The following is a 16,839-nucleotide window of genomic DNA, read 5'->3' on the forward strand; positions in this document are numbered from 1 at the left end:
CAACAATGAACCGCACACACTTCCTGTCAGCCGCCTGGCTGGCCACCCTCGCCCTGCCCATGCCCGCGCTGGCCGACTTCATCGGCGACAGCCATGCTCGCCTGGAGCTGCGCAACCACTACTTGAACCGCGACTTCCGCCAAAGCAACGCACCGCAGGCCAAGGCCGAGGAATGGGGCCAGGGCTTTACCGCCAAGCTGGAGTCGGGCTTCACTGAGGGCCCGGTCGGCCTTGGCGTGGACGCCTTGGGCCAGTTGGGCATCAAGCTCGACTCAAGCCGCGACCGTCGTAACACCGGCCTGCTGCCGTTTGGCCCGAACAGCCACGAACCGGTCGACGACTACAGTGAGCTGGGCCTGACCGGCAAGGTTCGTGTGTCCAAGAGCACCTTGCGCCTGGGCACCTTGCAGCCGATCCTGCCGGTGGTGGTGTACAACGACACCCGCCTGCTGGCGTCCACCTTCCAGGGGGGGCTGCTCACCAGTCAGGACCTTGATGGCCTCACCTTCAATGCCGGACGCCTGACCAAGGCCAATCTGCGCGATTCCTCTGGTCGCGATGATATCGGCTATGGCGCAGCCAGCAGTGACCACCTGGACTTTGGTGGTGGCAGCTACGCCATCACCCCGCAAACCACGGTCAGCTATTACTACGCCAAGCTTCAGGACATCTACCGTCAGCAGTTTGTCGGGCTGATCGATACCCGCCCACTGGCAGAAGGTGTGAGCCTGCGCAGTGACCTGCGCTACTTCGACAGCCGCAACGACGGTGCCGAGCGTGCCGGCAATATCGACAACCGTAACTTCAACGCCATGTTCACCCTGGGCGTGCGGGCGCACAAGTTCACCGCCACCTGGCAGCAGATGTCCGGTGACAGCGCCTTCCCGTTCGTCAACGGCGGCGACCCGTTCACCGTCAACCTGGTCACCTACAACACCTTCACCCGGGCCGGGCTGGACTCTTGGCAGGTGCGCTACGACTACGACTTCGTAGCCATGGGCCTCCCCGGCCTGAGTTTCATGACCCGCTACACCGACGGTCGCCACGCCGAAACTGCCACCGTGACCAATGGCCGCGAGCGCGAGCGCGATACCGACATCGCTTATGTCATTCAGAGCGGTCCGCTCAAGGACGTCAGCCTGCGCTGGCGCAATGTCACCTTCCGCTCCGGCAACGGCCTGACCAACGCCGTGGACGAAAACCGCCTGATCATCGGCTACACCCTGGCGCTGTGGTAACAGCGCCCCTCACATTTTGAACAGCATGGAGAACAGCATGTCTGCCGCCCCTACTCTGCAAAGTTTCATCGCCGGCCGTTGGCTCGGCCAGCACGGCGCCCAGGCCCTGCGTAGCGCCCTCGACGGCCACGTGTTGGCCTACAGCCATGAAGAGCGCCCTGACTTCGCCGAAGCCGTGGACTACTCGCGTGCACGCGGTCTTGCCTCGCTGATGGGCATGGATTTCCAACAACGTGCCCAACGCCTCAAAGCCCTGGCCCTGTACCTGGCCGAGCACAAGGAGCAGCTCTACGCCCTGTCGCACCACAGCGGCGCCACCCGGGCCGACAGTTGGATCGACATCGAAGGCGGCAACGCCACGCTGTTCTCCTATGCCGGCATCGGCAGTCGCGAGCTGCCTTCGGGTAACCTGGTGCACGAGGGGCCTGCCATACCGTTGGGCAAACAAGGCCATTTCGCCGGTAGTCACATCCTGGTGCCACGGGCAGGCGTTGCGGTGCACATCAACGCGTTCAATTTCCCCATCTGGGGCATGCTGGAAAAGTTTGCCCCGACGTTTCTCGCCGGTATGCCCTGCATCGTCAAGCCGGCGACCTCGACCAGCTATTTGACCGAGGCCGTGGTGCGCCTGATGAATGCCTCCGGCCTGCTGCCCGAAGGCAGCCTGCAGCTTGTGATAGGCAGCACCGGCGATCTGCTTGATCGCCTGCAAGGCCAGGACGTGGTGACCTTCACCGGTTCTGCCGATACCGCTGCCAAATTGCGCGTGACGCCCAACCTGATTCGCAACTCGGTGCCGTTCACTGCCGAGGCCGACTCGCTCAACTGCGCCATCCTCGGCCCGGACGTGACACCGGACAGCGAAGAGTTCGACCTGTACATCAAGGAAGTGGTGCGTGAAATGACCACTAAAGCCGGGCAGAAATGCACCGCCATCCGCCGCGCGATCGTTCCGGCCAGGCACCTGGATGCCGTTGCCACCCGCCTGCGCGAGCGCCTGAGCAAGGTCGTGGTTGGCGACCCGTCGCTGGAAGGCGTGCGCATGGGGGCCCTGGCCTCACATGACCAGCAGCGCGACGTTGGCGAGCGGGTGCGCAGCCTGCTGCAGAGTTGTGATCAACTGTTTGGCGCCAGCGATGGCTTTGCCCCACGTGGTGAAGGCGTGGCTGAAGGCGCGTTCTTTGCCCCGACCTTGTTGCAGGCCCGCGACCCACATGCCGAGGGCGGCGCCCACGACATCGAAGCGTTCGGCCCGGTCAGTACGCTGATGGCCTATGACGACCTCGACGAAGCCTTGGCACTGGCTGCCCGTGGCAAAGGCAGCCTGGTGGCGACCCTGGTCACCGCCGACCGCAGCGTGGCCGCCAAGGCTATCCCGGTGGCTGCTGCCTGGCATGGCCGTCTGCTGGTGCTCGATAGCCAGGCCGCCAAGGAGTCCACCGGTCACGGCTCGCCGCTGCCGCAGCTCAAGCACGGTGGCCCGGGCCGCGCCGGTGGTGGTGAAGAGCTGGGTGGCCTGCGTGCGGTCAAGCACTACCTGCAGCGCGCCGCAGTACAAGGCTCGCCGAGCATGCTCACGGCGGTCACCGGCGAGTACGTGCGCGGCGGCGAAGTGATCGAAACCGAAGTGCACCCGTTCCGTCGCTACTTCGAGCAGCTGCGTGTCGGCGAGTCGCTGCTCACCCATCGCCGCACCGTGACAGAAGCTGACCTGGTCAATTTCGGCTGCCTGTCAGGCGACCATTTCTACATGCACTTCGACGAAATCGCCGCCAAGGCCTCGCAGTTCGGTAAACGCATTGCCCATGGTTACTTCGTACTGTCGGCAGCGGCCGGGCTGTTCGTGTCGCCCGGCGCCGGCCCGGTGCTGGCCAACTATGGGCTGGACACCCTGCGCTTCATCAACCCGGTGGGCATTGGCGATACCATCCAGGCGCGCCTGACCTGCAAGCGCAAGATCGACCAGGGCAAGACCAGCCCGCTGGGGCAGCCGCAGGGGGTGGTGGCATGGGATGTGGAGGTAACCAATCAGCTGGGTGAACTGGTGGCCAGCTATGACATCCTGACCTTGGTGCTGAAAAAGCCAGAATGATGGGTTGAAGCTACCGGCCTCTTCCCGGGCAAGCCGCCTTTGCCCGGTACTGCACAGCGCCCTCTTAGGAGCGGGTTCACCCGCGAAGAGGCCAGTAGCTGCCCAAGGCACTTGGGAAGTGCGCGTACGTGGTTGTAGTGAAGTACTCAGGCAACTGAAACCGTTGGTCAGCGACTGCCATTGCCCAGTGGATCTCTGGCGTGCACCTGTCGATCACAATTCATGAGGATCATGAACGAGGACTGCACAATGGATTTCCTACTGCGAATGGGCGGCGGCAATGTTGAAGATGATTGGCCGGAGCTGGAGCCTGATAGACGCAACGATCGGGCAGACGATCCTGATGCCGACCCCAATGTGACGGATGACGATGAAAACCGCCCTGGCGTCCCAGCCAGCGACCCTGAGTCCGGCGCATGACAACATGAGCATCATCGTATCCTGCAGGAGCGGGCACGTCCGCTCCTGCAGTTTCCTGTTCCAAGTGCAGGCGAGGTATTAAACCACCGCCGCCGGACCACCCACCGACTGGTTGGGCTTGCTCCCCGAAATCCGCCAACTCACGGCGGTAACGCCATAACGCTCGGCCATCGGCCGACTGACTTTCCTGATCTTCTCGCGACCGAACTTGGGAATGATGCCGATGCCCGCATCACAACTTGCCCAATGCCAGGCCTCGGCATTATCCAGGCGTTCCAGGCGAATAATGAAACTGCGCGGCTGGCCATGCAGTTTGTAATCAATTATGTACAGCTGTGGGCTAGGCATCGCAGGGGGCCTCCTCTTCTCCATGGATGACATTCTGATTGATCGGGCCGTGACCAGAAGATTCAAAATTTTGTCGAACCTTTGGTACCAGTGGCCGAACGTGTGCCCTGCCTAGGTTCCGAGAGTCCAGCTCCTCGTTGCGCTCATTGCCTTTGCAGTCAGCTGACCGATGGCACGAAAAACACGCAGGCAAGATGTTTGCGTCACGGAGGTGACCGTTCGTCAGCTTCAACGCAACGTTTATTGCCAGCCAGGGCCGAAACTTCATGCAATAAAGGAATTGCCCAGGAGCCGGAATGAAGCCAGTCAAGCATCGCGCCACCATCATTTGCCGACATGGCAAGCAGCGCCATAAATGGTTGTGGGTGAGAAAGCCCAACGCGCCCTGGACCCTTCCAGGCGGCAAGATCGAGGCCGGCGAGACGCCAATGCAGGCCGCTGAGCGGGAGTTGCTGGAAGAGACCGGCCTGCAGGCTGAGTCGCTGATTTTGCTGATGCGCCACGAAACGCCAGAGCGGATGCATTACGTGTTCGCAGCGGAATTTGCCGACGCACCGCAACCCAAGGCCCGGCATGAAATTTCCGATTGCCGCTTTGCTCACTTGGACCAGGTGGCTACGGTAAAGGGCGAGATCAAGTCCCTGATCCGCTCCTTGCTGGCTTGTGACCCGGGCACTGCGGCGTCAGTTCGTTAAACTAAGCGTGCACACTCCATTGAGTTGCATCCGTCTCGATCGGCATTTCATCGATTGTATGGATCATCCCGGCTTCCAGCGCCTCCTGCGGCCCCAGTATCCGTGGATAGGCCATTAGATACCGCGTTACATCCAGTACCTCGGTCGCGCCTTTTGTACGCTCGGCCACGATCTGCGCATACAGACGCAAGTCGTAATCCAGGCTCATTGCATACTCGGACATCCGCGAATGGTCTACCGAGCCATGCAAGGTCCAATGAAACGGGTGGAAAAGAAACTTGCTGAAACTGCAAGCCGTGCGTCGCTCTCCGGCCAGGAAGAGGATATTGCCCATGGATTCCACCGTGCCCAGGTTGTGGGTATGCACCTCCACGGGTAACGCCCGCAGAAAGTTGTACAGGGTAAACCCATAGCTGCACTCGCCGCCCATCGTGGCGATGTTCAGTTGCAGTGTTTCGGCACCCTGTTGCAATGCTCGCGAGCAGGTATTGATCAGGTTGCCGCAGGTGGACGAATTGATCGGTCCGGTGAAGTGGATGATATGTCTGGCCATGCTTGCCTCCAGGGGTGGCAGGTCATTGCTTGTTCTTCTGCACATCGTCACCCTGCCCGGCCATTTGCCAGAAGGCGAAACGGTCGAACTTGGTCCTGGCACCCTGCCATGAAGCGGGTATGCGGTGGAGACGCCAGTTGCCGCAAAGTTCAACTCGGCGTCAGCAGTTCCGTTGGTCAAGCGTTGTGAACCCTTGCCGGCCCTTGCCGGTCGCACTTTCAGAGCGACCGAACAAGGAACCGGCAGTGAGGACGGCAGCGTGAGCGATATTCGCATCGGTATCTCCGGGTGGCGCTATGGCCCCTGGCGCAAGGATTTCTACCCCAAAGGCCTGAAGCAGGACGATGAACTGGCATTCGCTTCACGGGCGGTGAACAGCATCGAGATCAATGGCTCGTTCTACAGCCTGCAAACGCCCGAGCGTTATCTGGGCTGGCGTGAACAAACACCGGACGGCTTCGTGTTCGCGGTCAAGGGGCCGCGCTATATCACCCATGTGCGGCGGCTGAAGGACATCGAAGAGCCAGTAGCCAACTTTTTTGCCTCCGGGCCGCTGCTGTTGGGCGAAAAGCTCGGGCCATTCCTGTGGCAGTTCCCTCCCAGCATGAAGTTCGATGAAGACCGTTTTGCCCGGTTTTTCGAGCTGCTGCCTCACACCCGCAAAGCGGCCCGTGAACGCGCCCAAGGCTGCGCCGAACGCCTCAAGGGCAATGGCAGCCTTGCCATCAAGGGCAATGCACGCTTGCGTCACGCCGTGGAAATCCGCCACGAGAGTTTCCTCTGCGAAGCCTTCATCAAGCTCTTACGCAAGCATCGCGTAGCGCTGGTAGTCGCCGACAGCGCAGGCAAATGGCCCTGTGTCGAAGACGTGACCGCCGACTTCGTCTACATGCGCCTGCACGGGGATGTGGAGTTGTACAGCAGCGGATATACCGCACGCGCGCTGCGGCGCTGGAAGCAGCGTATCCAGCAATGGAGCGAAGGTACCCAGGCGGACGATGCCCACCTGGTCGTGCCGGGGCCGCCGCCTCGGCGTGCGGCACGGGATGTATACTGCTACTTCGACAACGACCAGAAGGCTCACGCGCCATACGACGCCAGGCGCTTGCTGCAAAAGCTGTCGTTGGATCATGAGCTGATGACCGAGCCTGGCATGGTGCCGGAGGTGGCCTTGTGAACAAGCCCCTGCCCACCCCACGCTGCATCATCGACAAGGTAACCGCTGTACGCCGGCTCAATGTGTTGACGCTGAACGTGCACAAAGGCTTCACCTTCTTCAACCGGCGCTTCATCTTGCCCGAGTTGCGCGAGGCCGTAAGGGCCACCGGCGCCGACCTGGTGTTTTTGCAAGAGGTGCACGGCAGTCATCAGCAGCATGCCCTGCGCCACCCTGCCTGGCCAGAAACGCCGCAATACGAGTTTCTGGCCGACAGCATGTGGCCGCAGTTCGCCTATGGCCGCAATGCCGTGTATCCCCATGGCGATCACGGCAACGCGCTGCTGTCAAAATTCCCCATCAGCCGCTTCGACAACCTGGATGTCTCGGTGCAGGGCAATGAACAGCGTGGCCTGCTGCATTGCCAGCTGGAGGTGCCGGGCCATGACGAGGTGCATGCGGTATGCGTACACCTGGGCCTGCGGGAGGCCCACCGGCAGAGCCAGGTAAAGCTGATGCTGGACCTGCTGGCCAGCCTGCCGCCCAAAGCACCGGTCATCATCGCCGGCGATTTCAACGACTGGCGGCTGAAGGCGGACGCGGTGCTGAGCGAACACCTGACAGAGGCCTTCGGCACCCCGGCGCGCAGTTTCCCGGCGCGCCTGCCGTTGTTGCGCCTGGACCGCATCTACGTGCGTAACGCCATACCGGGCGCTGCTCAGGTGCTGTCCAAATACCCGTGGTCGCATCTGTCCGACCACGTACCACTGGCTGCGGAGATCAACTTGTGAACCGACCTTGGGTAGAAGGCAACAGCGTGCAGTTGCTCATCAACGGCGAACAGTACTACCCCCGCGTATTCGAGGCCATGGCCAAGGCGCGGGAAGAAATACTGCTGGAAACCTTCATCATCTTCGACGACAAGGTGGGTCAGCAATTGCAGCAGGTGTTGATCGACGCTGCCCGACGCGGGGTGCGCGTGGAAGTGGCCGCGGACGGTTACGGCACAGCCGACCTGCCGGCGGCCTTCATTTCAGCGATGACCGACGCGGGCGTAAGCTTTCACGCGTTCGATCCACAACCCCGGTTATTGGGCATGCGCACCAACCTGTTCCGCCGTTTGCACCGCAAGATCGTGGTGGTCGATGGTGAGCGGGCCTTCATCGGCGGTATCAACTACAGCGCCGACCATTTGGGCGACTTTGGTGCCATGGCCAAGCAGGACTATGCCGTGGAGGTCACCGGCCCGGTGGTCGCGCAGGTACATGCCTCCAGCAAGCGCCTGATGTCCCCCGTGCTGCAGCCCCCCAGTGCTGTACGCCCGGTTACCGAGCCTGCCGGGGGTAGCGACGCTGTGCTGATCGAGCGCGACAACGGGATGCGCAGTAACGATATAGAAGCGCACTACCTTCAGGCTTTTCGCAAGGCCAGGCAACGCATCGTGGTCGCCAATGCGTACTTCTTTCCAGGCTATCGGTTGATGCGTGAGTTGCGTAACGCGGCCCGGCGTGGCGTGGAGGTTCACTTGATCTTGCAGGGCCAGCCTGACATGCGCTGGGTACGGGCATTGTCGCGCCTGCTGTACAACTACCTGCTGCGCGACGGCGTGATGATTCATGAGTACTGCCAGCGGCCGTTGCACGGCAAGGTGGCACTGGTGGACGACCAATGGGTCACCGTTGGCTCCAGCAACCTCGATCCTCTGAGCCTGTCGTTCAACCTGGAGGCCAACCTGTTCATTCGTGATCGGGCCTTCAACCAGCAACTGCACCAGCATTTGCAGGCTCTGGCCAGCGAGCAATGCAAACCGGTCACCTTGGAGCGCATGATTCGCGGCTACTGGTGGCGGGCACCGTTGATCTTCGCGTGCTTCCACGTGATCCGCCACTTCCCGCGCATTGCGGGCTGGTTCCCTGCGCACCGGCAGCGTTTGCGCTCGGTGCAGCCGGAGGTCGAACCCCAGGGCAAACTGCACGAGGGCAACTCCTGATGGCGCGCAAAAGCTGGCAAACCTGGGGCAAACGCTTGTTTACGCTTGCGTTCCTGATCCTGATCCCTGTGCTGTTGTACCTGCTGGCGCGTAATCTGGACTGGAATGAAGTACGCCAGTCTTTGCTGGCCTACAAACCTGGCACCCTGGCCATCGGCTTGGCGATCGCGTTGTGCAGCTATCTCGCGTTCGCCAGTTACGACCTGCTGGCCCGGGCTTACACCGGCCATACACTACCTGCCCGACAGGTATTGCCAGTCGCGTTCGTGTGCTATGCCTTCAACCTCAACTTCACAACCTGGGTAGGCGGGGTCGCCTTGCGCTACCGGCTCTATGGCCGACTGGGCCTGGATACCGCGACCATTACGCGAATCCTCACCTTGGGGCTGTTGACCAACTGGATGGGCTATATGCTGCTGGCCGGCACCGTATTTGCCCTGGGCCTGGTCGAGATGCCCGGCAACTGGGCGGTAGGCACTACAGGCCTGCGCCTGATCGGGCTGCTGTTGCTGGCAATTGCGGGCGGCTACCTGCTAGCCTGTGGTGTTGCCAAGAAGCGCACCTGGAGCTGGCGCGATCACGAAGTGACGCTGCCCTCGCTGCGACTGGCGCTGTGCCAGGTGGCGTTGGGTGCCAGCAACTGGGCACTGATGGCGCTGCTGATCTTCTGGTTGCTGCCGGGCGAAGCGTTCTACCCGTCGATTCTGGGCATATTGCTGATCAGCTGCGTCGCTGGCGTGGTGGCGCATATTCCGGCGGGGCTGGGTGTGCTGGAAGCGGTGTTTCTGGCCTTGCTGCACGGGCAGATGGCCCAAGGCACGCTGGTGGCTGCCCTGCTCGGCTACCGCACGCTGTACTACCTGATTCCGCTGCTGTTGGCGGTGGTGACCTACCTGATCCTGGAAAAGCGCGCCAAGGCCATGCGCCGGCGCGACAAGCCTGCTCAGACCTCTCAGACCTGATGTGCCCTGGGGCAAATGTGACGCGTTGCGTGGCACCGGCAAAGCCGGTGCCAGAGCACCTTGTCCCCTGATGGGCGATCGCCTGGAAGGGCAGTCCGCCTATCGGCTTCAGGGCGAGATCGGATCACTCGCCGGGAAGGTTTCATCCAGCGCATTGTCCACCGCGCTCTCGCCCGGCTTGTCACCACAATGGCAGTCCTGCATCCGGCATGGCTCACCATTGCGGTGGCCGGTGGCGCAGGCCTCGCAGCAATATGCCTTGCCGTCGCGCTCCAAGGCATTGGCATCCACCGTGCAGGAACAGTGCGTGCACGCGCAGCGTTGATCGTTCATGGCTTGCTCTCCTCGTCGTCAATCACATCATCGGTCCAGGGCACCCCATCCAGCGGCGCGGATCGGGCCAGTTCGGCCTCGTCCAGGCCAATGCCGCCACCAATCTCATCGGCATCCACCTGCCGCAGGCGTTGGTCTGTCGGGCCGCCTCTGCCGCCCGGCTCGTGGGGATCGCGGGCACCGGTTTCGTCCAGCAGCGTGTCCGGGCTCAAATCGTCGTAGGTGACATTGTCCTCATGCAGGCTGTCACTCAGCGCCTCGCCGCCGGTCATGCCACTCTGCGCCACGCGTCGGGGGGGAAACTCACGGGCGACTTCGGCGGCCGGTCGTTCGTCGCCCACACGCCCTTCACGCTCATCCAGGCGTTCATCGAAATCCAGCTCATGCACGCTGCCCATGCGGTCTTCGGTGTCATCGATTTCGGTGGGTGTGTACGGCTTAGGTTCATCGGGTCGGGCCATGTGCGTTCTCCATCAGTTGGCTTCATTCGGTCGACTGCGCCAGCTCACGGAAGATTCAGAGTTTTTTGAACTACCGCCTCGGCCGACGCCTCCCACCTTAGAGACTGTGATCTGCCCGGAGCCCGCCATGGCCAAGCCCCTGCAGGAATACACGCGCAAGCGCAACTTCAACGCCACACCCGAGCCCAGCGGCAAACGCATCCGGGGCAAGCGGGCTCATGCGCTGCAGTTCTGCATCCAGAAACACGACGCCAGCCACTTGCACTACGACTTCCGCCTGGAACTCGATGGCACCTTGAAAAGCTGGGCGATCCCCAAAGGCCCATCGCTGGACCCCAAGGTGCGTCGCCTTGCAGTGCATGTGGAGGACCACCCGTTGGACTACGCCGATTTCGAGGGGCATATCCCTGAAGGCCACTATGGTGCAGGCGATGTGATCGTCTGGGACCGTGGCATTTGGGAGCCTGAAGGCGATGCGCATGAAGCCTACGCCAAAGGCAAGCTGCGTTTCCGCCTGCAAGGTGAGAAGCTTGGCGGCGTGTGGAACCTATTCCGCACCCAGTTGGCCGGCAAGAAAGAGCAATGGATGCTGGTCAAGTCACACGATGCCCAGGCGCGCAGCGAAGCGGAGTACAGCATTGTCGAGGCCCTGCCCGACAGCGTGCTCAGCGAGCGCACGCTGGTGCCACGCAAACCCGCTGCAAAAAAAGCCGCTACACCGCGCAGTAGTCGTAAACGCCCCGGCAAAGCTCAGACTGCACCGTTGCCAGCGCAGTTGCAGCCGCAGCTGGCCACGCTAGTGGATTCTCCACCCAGCGGCGACTGGCGCTACGAAGTCAAGTTCGATGGCTACCGTATCCTGGCCCGCATCAAGGGCCAGGACATCCGCCTGTTCACCCGCAACGGCCATGACTGGAGCAGCAAGATGCCCCGGCAGGTTGCCGCCCTGCGCGCGCTCGGTATCGACTCGGCCTGGCTCGACGGTGAAATGGTGGTGGCTGATGAGAATGGCATGGCTGACTTCCAGGCGTTGCAGAACGCCTTCGATACCGAGCACGACGAACACATCACCTATTACCTGTTCGACCTGCCATTTCTGGGCGGTCAGGACCTGCGGCAGCTAACGCTACAAAATCGCCGCGATACATTGCGCCAACTGCTTGAGCACAACCATTCCGACGTCATCAAGTATTCCGCCGACTTCGACGAACCTGTCGAGTCACTGCTCGAAAGTGCCTGCCGGCTGAAGCTGGAAGGCCTGATCGGCAAGCGTGCTGACAGTGTTTACAGCGGCCGCCGCAGCCCGGACTGGATCAAGCTCAAGTGCAAGCAACGCCAGGAATTCGTGATCGTCGGTTACACCGACCCCAAAGGCAGCCGGAGCGGCTTTGGGGCCCTGCTGCTGGCCCTGCACGACAATGACAGTGGCGAGCTGCGCTATGCCGGGAAGGTAGGCACCGGCTTCAATTCCACGACACTGGCCAGCATCCACGCGCGGCTCAAGCCCCTGGAAATCGCCAAGCCAGCCCTGCCCTCGCCGCCCGCCGGTGCCCAGGCGCGTGGTGTGCACTGGCTGCGGCCGCAGCTGTTGGCCGAAGTTGCCTATGCCCAAATGACCCGTGACGGCATCGTGCGCCATTCGGTATTCCACGGCCTGCGCGATGACAAGGCAGCAACCGCCATTGACCTGGAGCGCGCCATGCCCGCCAAGACTGTATCCAACCGCAACAAGCAGGCCAAGGCGCCTGAAAACTTGGGTGAACTGCGGCTGACCCACCCCGACCGGGTCATCGATCCTTCAACTGGGGCGACCAAGCGCGAGGTTGCCGAGTATTACGCCGGCATCAGCCAGTGGATCCTGCCCCAGCTCAAGCACCGCCCGGTGGCATTGGTGCGCGCCCCGGACGGCTTGGGCGGAGAGCTGTTCTTCCAGAAAAACGCGGGCCAGCTGCATATACCCAACGTACTCAGCTACGAAAAGGACGAGGCAGGCCAGGCGGCGATGGTCATCAATCGCCCGGACACGCTGCTGGGCGCGGTGCAAATGAACATGCTGGAACTGCACACCTGGAACGCCACGGACAAGAATTTCGACAAACCGGACCGTTTCGTGCTCGACCTGGACCCTGACCCCGCGCTGCCCTGGAAGGCGATGGTGGAGGCGACCCAACTGACCCTCACCCTGCTAGACGAACTGGGCCTGAAGGTGTTCCTGAAAACCAGTGGTGGCAAGGGTATTCACGTCGTTGTCCCCTTGACCCGGCGAGCCGGCTGGGACGAGGTCAAAGACTTCAGCCACGCCATCGTCGGTAACCTGGCCAAGCTGTTTCCGGAGCGCCTGAGCGCGGTGTCGGGGCCGAAAAATCGCGTGGGACGCATCTTCATCGACTACCTGCGCAACGGCAAGGGCGCCACCACGGCGTGCGCCTACTCACTGCGTGCCCGTGAGGGGCTGCCTGTATCGGTGCCTATCTGGCGTGATGAGCTGGCGCACATCAAAGCCGCCAACCAATGGAACATCACCAACCTGCGCGAGCGCCTGGCGGAGGTCGACGACCCTTGGGCCGACATGGGCAAGGTACGCCAGTCGATCACCGCGCGCATGCGCAAGCAGCTAGGGCTCGAATGATGACGACCAAGCGATTGGACACGACCCGGGAGGCCCGACCATGAGCATCGTTCAGGACTTCAATCTGACCACCCTTGACCGCCTTCTACGCACCTTTGGCGAACGCCAGTTACCGCTCAATCTGGATACCCAATTGCCGCAACTGATCCAGGCGCTGCAAGCTGATCACCTCGACCTGCTGCCGCTGCCGGGGCAAGGCAACACCTTGCGTCGCTGGCAGACCTTGGCACGGGTGGCCGGTTGCGACCTGGCGCTGGCCAAGCTCTATGAGGGCCATACCGATGCCCTGGCGATCCTGGCGGAATGTGGCGCAGCGCACCACGCCAACGACGGCATTTGGGGCGTGTGGGCGGCAGAGCCGCCCGATGCACGTGTCCACATCACTGCGCGTGAAGGCGACCAGGTGCGCCTGAACGGCACCAAAGCCTGGTGTTCAGGTGCCTTGCAGATCGATCGCGCGCTGATTACCGCCTGGGATGAGGCCGAGCAGCCGCAATTGGTGGCAATCGAGCTGTCACAGCCAAGCCAGGGGCTGAACATCGAACACTGGCAGGCCGTTGGCATGGCCACCACCGCCAGTGTCGAGGTGGCTTTCAACGATACTCCAGGCACGCTCATTGGCACGCCAGGCCAATACCTCTCGCGTCCTGGTTTCTGGCAAGGCGGTGCGGGTATCGCCGCTTGCTGGTACGGCGCGGCCGAGGCGCTGGCGGATTACCTGCGTGAGCATTGCCGCAAACCCCGCCCAGACCCACATGCCGATGCGCATCTGGGGGCTGTGGACGCTGCGTTGCATGGCGCCCGTGCATCACTGCGTGAATGTGCTGCCTGGATCGATCAACAGCCCGGCGTGGATGCCAGTTTCGAAGTTCGCCGCACCCGCGCCCAGGTAGAACAGGCCGTAGAGCAGGTTATCAGCCACGTCGGTCGTGCCTTGGGGGCCACGCCGTTCTGTCGCAGCAGTCATTTTGCCCGGCTGAGCGCCGACCTGCCGGTGTTCCTTCGCCAGAGCCATGCCGAGCGCGATCTGGCGATGCTGGGCCAGCAGTTGGCCCATTTGCCAGCGGGGGTATGGCAGCTATGAACCAGAACCTGATCCAGTCCGCCGGTGGCACGCCCTGGACAGCCTGGCAGCATAGCGCGCACCTGGCGCGTGCAACCTGGCTCGACGCACGCCAACTGTGCCCGCCGGGGCGCCGGCTGGTATTGATTGCGCCGCATCCGGATGACGAAATTCTCATGGCCGGCGGCCTGCTGGCAGGCTTCAAAGGGCGCGAGGATGAGCTGGTGCTGGTCTCCGCCACCGACGGCGAAGGCAGCCACCCCGGCTCCAGCCATTGGACCGAGCATCGCTTGCGCCGCCAACGCCCTCAGGAAAGCCGACAGGCCCTGCAACAGCTCGACCTCGACCTTGAGCGCCTGGACTGGCGCAGGCTCCATCTGAAGGACGGCCAGTTGCCGCGCGAAGAAGCGTTTCTGGCCAGTCACCTCACGCAGTTACTTCGCCCCAATGATCTGCTGATGGCCACCTGGCGCAGTGACGGCCATTGCGATCACGAGGCCGTCGGCCGCGCCGCTGCGCAGGCGGCTGCAGCCCGTGGGGTGCAATTGGCTGAGGTACCGGTCTGGGCCTGGCACTGGGCTGAGCCTGACGACCCGCGCCTGCCATGGCCCCGTGCGCACCGTCTGCAGCTCGATGAAAGCCATTTGGCACGCAAGCGCAAAGCTTTGGCCGCTCACGTCAGCCAGCTGCAGCCGGACGGCGAGCAGCCGCCGGTGCTACCGCCGCACCTGTTGGATTGCCTTCTGCAACCTTTCGAACTGGTGTTCCTTTGAATGGAGCTGTCATGAGCCTCGATCCTCAGTATTTTGCCGAGCTATACGCCACCAATGAAGATCCTTGGGCCTTTCGCACCCGCTGGTATGAGAAGCGCAAACGCGAGCTGGTGATGGCCAGCTTGCCACGGCAGTGCTATCAGCGTGTGTTCGAGCCAGCCTGCGCGAATGGCGAGCTCAGTGCGCTGCTGGCCGAGCGCTGCGCTGACCTGCTATGCCAGGACCTGGACCCGACGGCCGTAGGCCTGGCCCGGGAACGCCTGGCGCACCTGCACAATGCTACGGTCGAGCGGGCCCGGCTACCAGGGGACTGGCCGGGCGGCCGCTTTGACCTGATCGTGCTCAGCGAGGTCGGCTATTACCTTGATCCCACCGACTGGCTGCAGGTGATCGAACAGTCGGTGGCCAGCCTTGGCTACGACGGCACGCTACTGGCCTGCCACTGGAAGCACCCTATCGCGGGTTGCCCGCAGGATGGTCGCGAGGTGCACCGTATGTTGACCCGGCATTTGCCGTTGCATCAGCAGTTCCGGCATGAGGAGGCGGACTTTTTGCTGGAGTGCTGGTCATGCCAGCCAAGCGTTGTCGATCTCGATGAGACGTGCCCATGATCGCCGTTGTCATCCCTGCGCATAACGAAGCCCGCCGCCTTGGGCGATGCCTGCGGGCGGTGCTGGTGGCTGCCCGGCAGACGCAGCAAGCGGGACTGCGCGTGGAAGTGCTGGTGGTGCTGGACCGCTGCAGCGACGGCAGCGCCGCCGTGGCGCGGCGTTTCGGTGTACACACGCTGGAGGTGGATGCCGGTAATGTCGGCATGGCACGTCGTGTTGGGGCGGCGCACATGGTCGAGCGTGGCGCCACGTGGCTGGCGTGCACTGATGCGGACAGCCGAGTCCCTGCGCACTGGCTGCTGTCGCAGCTGGCCTGTAGCGCCGAGGTGGTTTGCGGCACCGTGCATGTCGATTACTGGCAACCCTGGCAGACCGCCGCGCTGCGCAAGCTGTACCAGAGCCGCTACCAGGCGTGTGAAGGGCATCGGCATGTGCACGGCGCGAATCTGGGGGTATGTACCGATGCTTATGAGCGTGTAGGTGGCTTCCAGCCCCTGGCGGCGCATGAAGATGTGCAACTGGTCAGCGACCTGCAGGCCAGCGGTGCCCAGATCGTCTGGACCGCCAGGCATAGTGTGGCCACCAGCAGCCGGCGCGATAGCCGCGCCCGCGAGGGGTTTGGGGATTATTTGGCCGGGTTACAGGCGCAGTCCTGAAATCACTGGGATTTCGGCAGTGTTCATGAAGCTTTGCGCGCTTTTTTCACCGGTTTCTTGCCACCCAGGCTGCGCTTGAGCAGTTCGGTAAGGTCGAGGATGTCCGCACCTTTCTCGGCCCCACCTGCGTCGCCCTTCTCCACCGCCTCGATCTTGCCCTTGCTAGCTTTCTCTTCCACCAGGTCCATGATCGTCTGGCGGAAGGCGTCATGATAATCCTCAGGCTTCCAGGGCCCGCTCATGTCCTCTACCAGGCGCTTGGCCATCTCCAGCTCGCGCTTCTCCACCTTACTGTCGGTGACGCTGGAGTCCAGCTCCAGCGTTTCCAGCCCTCGCACCTCCTCAGGCCAGCGCAAGGTGATCATCACGAGCGCATCGTCCAGGGGCCGCAGCAGCGCCAGGTGCTGCCGGGTGTGCAATACCACGGTGGCCAGGGCCACCTTGCCGGTCTTTTCCAGCGTCTCGCGCAGCAAGGCATACACCTTGCCGCCACGGCGGTCCGGTGTCAGGTAGTAAGGCGTATCGAAATGCTGCAGCGGAATGTCGCCCGCTTCTAAAAAGGAAAAGATATCGATGGTCTGGGTCGCTTCGGGCCGGGCCTTACGGATCTCCTCCTCACTGATCACCACGTAGCGGCCCTTCTCGAACTCTACGCCCTTGACGATATTGTCCTTGTCGATTTCCTTGCCGGTCACCTTGTTCACCCGCTTGTAGCCGACCGGCTCCATGCTGCGCTTGTCCAGCCAGTCGAAATCCACACGCTCGGTGCGCACGGCGGTATTGAGTGCCACGGGGATGTGCACAAGGCCAAAACTGATGGCGCCTTTCCAGATTGCCCGAGCCATGAGGGTGCTCCCAG

General features: G+C 62.5%; 18 protein-coding genes. 13 read left to right on the plus strand and 5 right to left on the minus strand.

Annotated elements, in window-relative coordinates; genetic code table 11:
• Positions 1-5: 5 nt before the first annotated feature.
• The 3 genes from QCL51_RS12735 (at position 6) to QCL51_RS12745 (ending at position 3,750) form a co-directional block, all read left to right on the plus strand.
• A complete protein-coding gene (locus QCL51_RS12735) occupies positions 6-1,238 on the plus strand; it encodes an OprD family porin (protein ID WP_021784708.1) in 1,233 nt (410 codons plus the stop codon).
• Positions 1,239-1,275: 37 nt separating this feature from the next.
• Complete coding sequence (gene paaZ / locus QCL51_RS12740) at positions 1,276-3,330, plus strand: phenylacetic acid degradation bifunctional protein PaaZ (RefSeq protein WP_274118761.1); 2,055 nt, start codon at positions 1,276-1,278, stop codon at positions 3,328-3,330.
• A 249-nt stretch (positions 3,331-3,579) separates the two neighbouring features.
• On the plus strand, positions 3,580-3,750 hold the full coding sequence (locus QCL51_RS12745) for a hypothetical protein (RefSeq protein ID WP_153811166.1): 171 nt from the start codon (positions 3,580-3,582) through the stop codon (positions 3,748-3,750).
• A 78-nt stretch (positions 3,751-3,828) separates the two neighbouring features.
• Here QCL51_RS12745 and QCL51_RS12750 read toward each other — a convergent pair whose 3' ends face one another.
• Positions 3,829-4,098, minus strand: a complete 270-nt coding sequence (locus QCL51_RS12750; protein ID WP_021784711.1) for a DUF6555 family protein — start codon at positions 4,096-4,098, stop codon at positions 3,829-3,831.
• A 296-nt stretch (positions 4,099-4,394) separates the two neighbouring features.
• Between QCL51_RS12750 and QCL51_RS12755 the strand changes: the two genes are divergently transcribed.
• Positions 4,395-4,793, plus strand: a complete 399-nt coding sequence (locus tag QCL51_RS12755) for an NUDIX hydrolase (RefSeq protein WP_021784712.1) — start codon at positions 4,395-4,397, stop codon at positions 4,791-4,793.
• A 1-nt stretch (position 4,794) separates the two neighbouring features.
• On the opposite strand, the gene QCL51_RS12760 is transcribed toward QCL51_RS12755, so the two are convergent.
• A complete protein-coding gene (locus tag QCL51_RS12760) occupies positions 4,795-5,346 on the minus strand; it encodes an ATP-dependent Clp protease proteolytic subunit (RefSeq protein WP_021784713.1) in 552 nt (183 codons plus the stop codon).
• 124 nt (positions 5,347-5,470) lie between these two features.
• On the opposite strand from QCL51_RS12760, the gene QCL51_RS12765 reads away from it, so the two are divergent.
• From QCL51_RS12765 to QCL51_RS12780, 4 genes are read left to right on the plus strand one after another with little or no spacing between them, the layout of a single operon-like run.
• Positions 5,471-6,523: a DUF72 domain-containing protein gene (locus tag QCL51_RS12765; protein ID WP_103444400.1), complete on the plus strand. Its 1,053-nt coding sequence runs from the start codon at positions 5,471-5,473 to the stop codon at positions 6,521-6,523.
• Positions 6,520-7,293, plus strand: a complete 774-nt coding sequence (locus QCL51_RS12770; protein WP_252461365.1) for an endonuclease/exonuclease/phosphatase family protein — start codon at positions 6,520-6,522, stop codon at positions 7,291-7,293. Before QCL51_RS12765 ends, QCL51_RS12770 begins: the two co-directional genes overlap by 4 nt.
• Positions 7,290-8,492 carry a cardiolipin synthase ClsB gene (gene clsB / locus QCL51_RS12775; protein WP_021784716.1) on the plus strand — a complete coding sequence of 401 codons (1,203 nt, stop codon included), beginning with the start codon at positions 7,290-7,292 and terminating at the stop codon, positions 8,490-8,492. Before QCL51_RS12770 ends, clsB begins: the two co-directional genes overlap by 4 nt.
• Positions 8,492-9,454 (plus strand): lysylphosphatidylglycerol synthase domain-containing protein, encoded by a 963-nt coding sequence (locus tag QCL51_RS12780; protein WP_021784717.1) that lies wholly within the window; start codon positions 8,492-8,494, stop codon positions 9,452-9,454. The genes clsB and QCL51_RS12780 overlap by 1 nt, the downstream gene beginning before the upstream one ends.
• Positions 9,455-9,562: 108 nt before the next feature.
• Here QCL51_RS12780 and QCL51_RS12785 read toward each other — a convergent pair whose 3' ends face one another.
• Both QCL51_RS12785 and QCL51_RS12790 read right to left on the minus strand, forming a co-directional pair.
• Positions 9,563-9,787 carry a metallothionein gene (locus QCL51_RS12785; protein ID WP_021784718.1) on the minus strand — a complete coding sequence of 75 codons (225 nt, stop codon included), beginning with the start codon at positions 9,785-9,787 and terminating at the stop codon, positions 9,563-9,565.
• Positions 9,784-10,248: a hypothetical protein gene (locus QCL51_RS12790; protein ID WP_021784719.1), complete on the minus strand. Its 465-nt coding sequence runs from the start codon at positions 10,246-10,248 to the stop codon at positions 9,784-9,786. Before QCL51_RS12790 ends, QCL51_RS12785 begins: the two co-directional genes overlap by 4 nt.
• 127 nt (positions 10,249-10,375) lie before the next feature.
• On the opposite strand from QCL51_RS12790, the gene ligD reads away from it, so the two are divergent.
• The 5 genes from ligD to QCL51_RS12815 are packed head-to-tail and all read left to right on the plus strand — an operon-like array spanning position 10,376 to position 15,980.
• The gene (gene ligD / locus QCL51_RS12795) at positions 10,376-12,877 is read left to right on the plus strand and encodes a DNA ligase D (RefSeq protein ID WP_274118762.1); all 2,502 of its coding nucleotides are present in this window, start codon (positions 10,376-10,378) and stop codon (positions 12,875-12,877) included.
• Between the two features lie 40 nt (positions 12,878-12,917).
• A complete protein-coding gene (locus tag QCL51_RS12800) occupies positions 12,918-13,961 on the plus strand; it encodes an acyl-CoA dehydrogenase family protein (protein ID WP_103444394.1) in 1,044 nt (347 codons plus the stop codon).
• On the plus strand, positions 13,958-14,713 hold the full coding sequence (locus QCL51_RS12805; RefSeq protein WP_103444393.1) for a PIG-L family deacetylase: 756 nt from the start codon (positions 13,958-13,960) through the stop codon (positions 14,711-14,713). Before QCL51_RS12800 ends, QCL51_RS12805 begins: the two co-directional genes overlap by 4 nt.
• 11 nt (positions 14,714-14,724) lie before the next feature.
• Positions 14,725-15,324, plus strand: a complete 600-nt coding sequence (locus QCL51_RS12810; RefSeq protein ID WP_021784723.1) for a class I SAM-dependent methyltransferase — start codon at positions 14,725-14,727, stop codon at positions 15,322-15,324.
• Entirely contained in the window at positions 15,321-15,980 is a 660-nt protein-coding gene (locus tag QCL51_RS12815; protein ID WP_275966888.1) for a glycosyltransferase, read from the plus strand. The genes QCL51_RS12810 and QCL51_RS12815 overlap by 4 nt, the downstream gene beginning before the upstream one ends.
• Before the next feature lie 23 nt (positions 15,981-16,003).
• On the opposite strand, the gene QCL51_RS12820 is transcribed toward QCL51_RS12815, so the two are convergent.
• Complete coding sequence (locus QCL51_RS12820) at positions 16,004-16,825, minus strand: Ku protein (protein ID WP_323600920.1); 822 nt, start codon at positions 16,823-16,825, stop codon at positions 16,004-16,006.
• Between the last annotated feature and the right edge of the window lie 14 nt (positions 16,826-16,839).

The organism is Pseudomonas sp. LTR0, assembly GCF_036630035.1.
In the GTDB taxonomy this organism is placed as follows: domain Bacteria; phylum Pseudomonadota; class Gammaproteobacteria; order Pseudomonadales; family Pseudomonadaceae; genus Aquipseudomonas; species Aquipseudomonas putida_Y.

Excerpts from the sequence above, each read along its gene's own strand:
- QCL51_RS12735 (WP_021784708.1), top strand. The coding sequence starts at position 6 with ATGAACCGCACACACTTCCTGTCAGCCGCCTGGCTGGCCACCCTCGCC.
- paaZ (WP_274118761.1), top strand. The coding sequence starts at position 1,276 with ATGTCTGCCGCCCCTACTCTGCAAAGTTTCATCGCCGGCCGTTGGCTC.
- QCL51_RS12745 (WP_153811166.1), top strand. The coding sequence starts at position 3,580 with ATGGATTTCCTACTGCGAATGGGCGGCGGCAATGTTGAAGATGATTGG.
- QCL51_RS12750 (WP_021784711.1), bottom strand. The coding sequence starts at position 4,098 with ATGCCTAGCCCACAGCTGTACATAATTGATTACAAACTGCATGGCCAG.
- QCL51_RS12755 (WP_021784712.1), top strand. The coding sequence starts at position 4,395 with ATGAAGCCAGTCAAGCATCGCGCCACCATCATTTGCCGACATGGCAAG.
- QCL51_RS12760 (WP_021784713.1), bottom strand. The coding sequence starts at position 5,346 with ATGGCCAGACATATCATCCACTTCACCGGACCGATCAATTCGTCCACC.
- QCL51_RS12780 (WP_021784717.1), top strand. The coding sequence starts at position 8,492 with ATGGCGCGCAAAAGCTGGCAAACCTGGGGCAAACGCTTGTTTACGCTT.
- QCL51_RS12785 (WP_021784718.1), bottom strand. The coding sequence starts at position 9,787 with ATGAACGATCAACGCTGCGCGTGCACGCACTGTTCCTGCACGGTGGAT.
- QCL51_RS12790 (WP_021784719.1), bottom strand. The coding sequence starts at position 10,248 with ATGGCCCGACCCGATGAACCTAAGCCGTACACACCCACCGAAATCGAT.
- ligD (WP_274118762.1), top strand. The coding sequence starts at position 10,376 with ATGGCCAAGCCCCTGCAGGAATACACGCGCAAGCGCAACTTCAACGCC.
- QCL51_RS12800 (WP_103444394.1), top strand. The coding sequence starts at position 12,918 with ATGAGCATCGTTCAGGACTTCAATCTGACCACCCTTGACCGCCTTCTA.
- QCL51_RS12805 (WP_103444393.1), top strand. The coding sequence starts at position 13,958 with ATGAACCAGAACCTGATCCAGTCCGCCGGTGGCACGCCCTGGACAGCC.
- QCL51_RS12810 (WP_021784723.1), top strand. The coding sequence starts at position 14,725 with ATGAGCCTCGATCCTCAGTATTTTGCCGAGCTATACGCCACCAATGAA.
- QCL51_RS12815 (WP_275966888.1), top strand. The coding sequence starts at position 15,321 with ATGATCGCCGTTGTCATCCCTGCGCATAACGAAGCCCGCCGCCTTGGG.
- QCL51_RS12820 (WP_323600920.1), bottom strand. The coding sequence starts at position 16,825 with ATGGCTCGGGCAATCTGGAAAGGCGCCATCAGTTTTGGCCTTGTGCAC.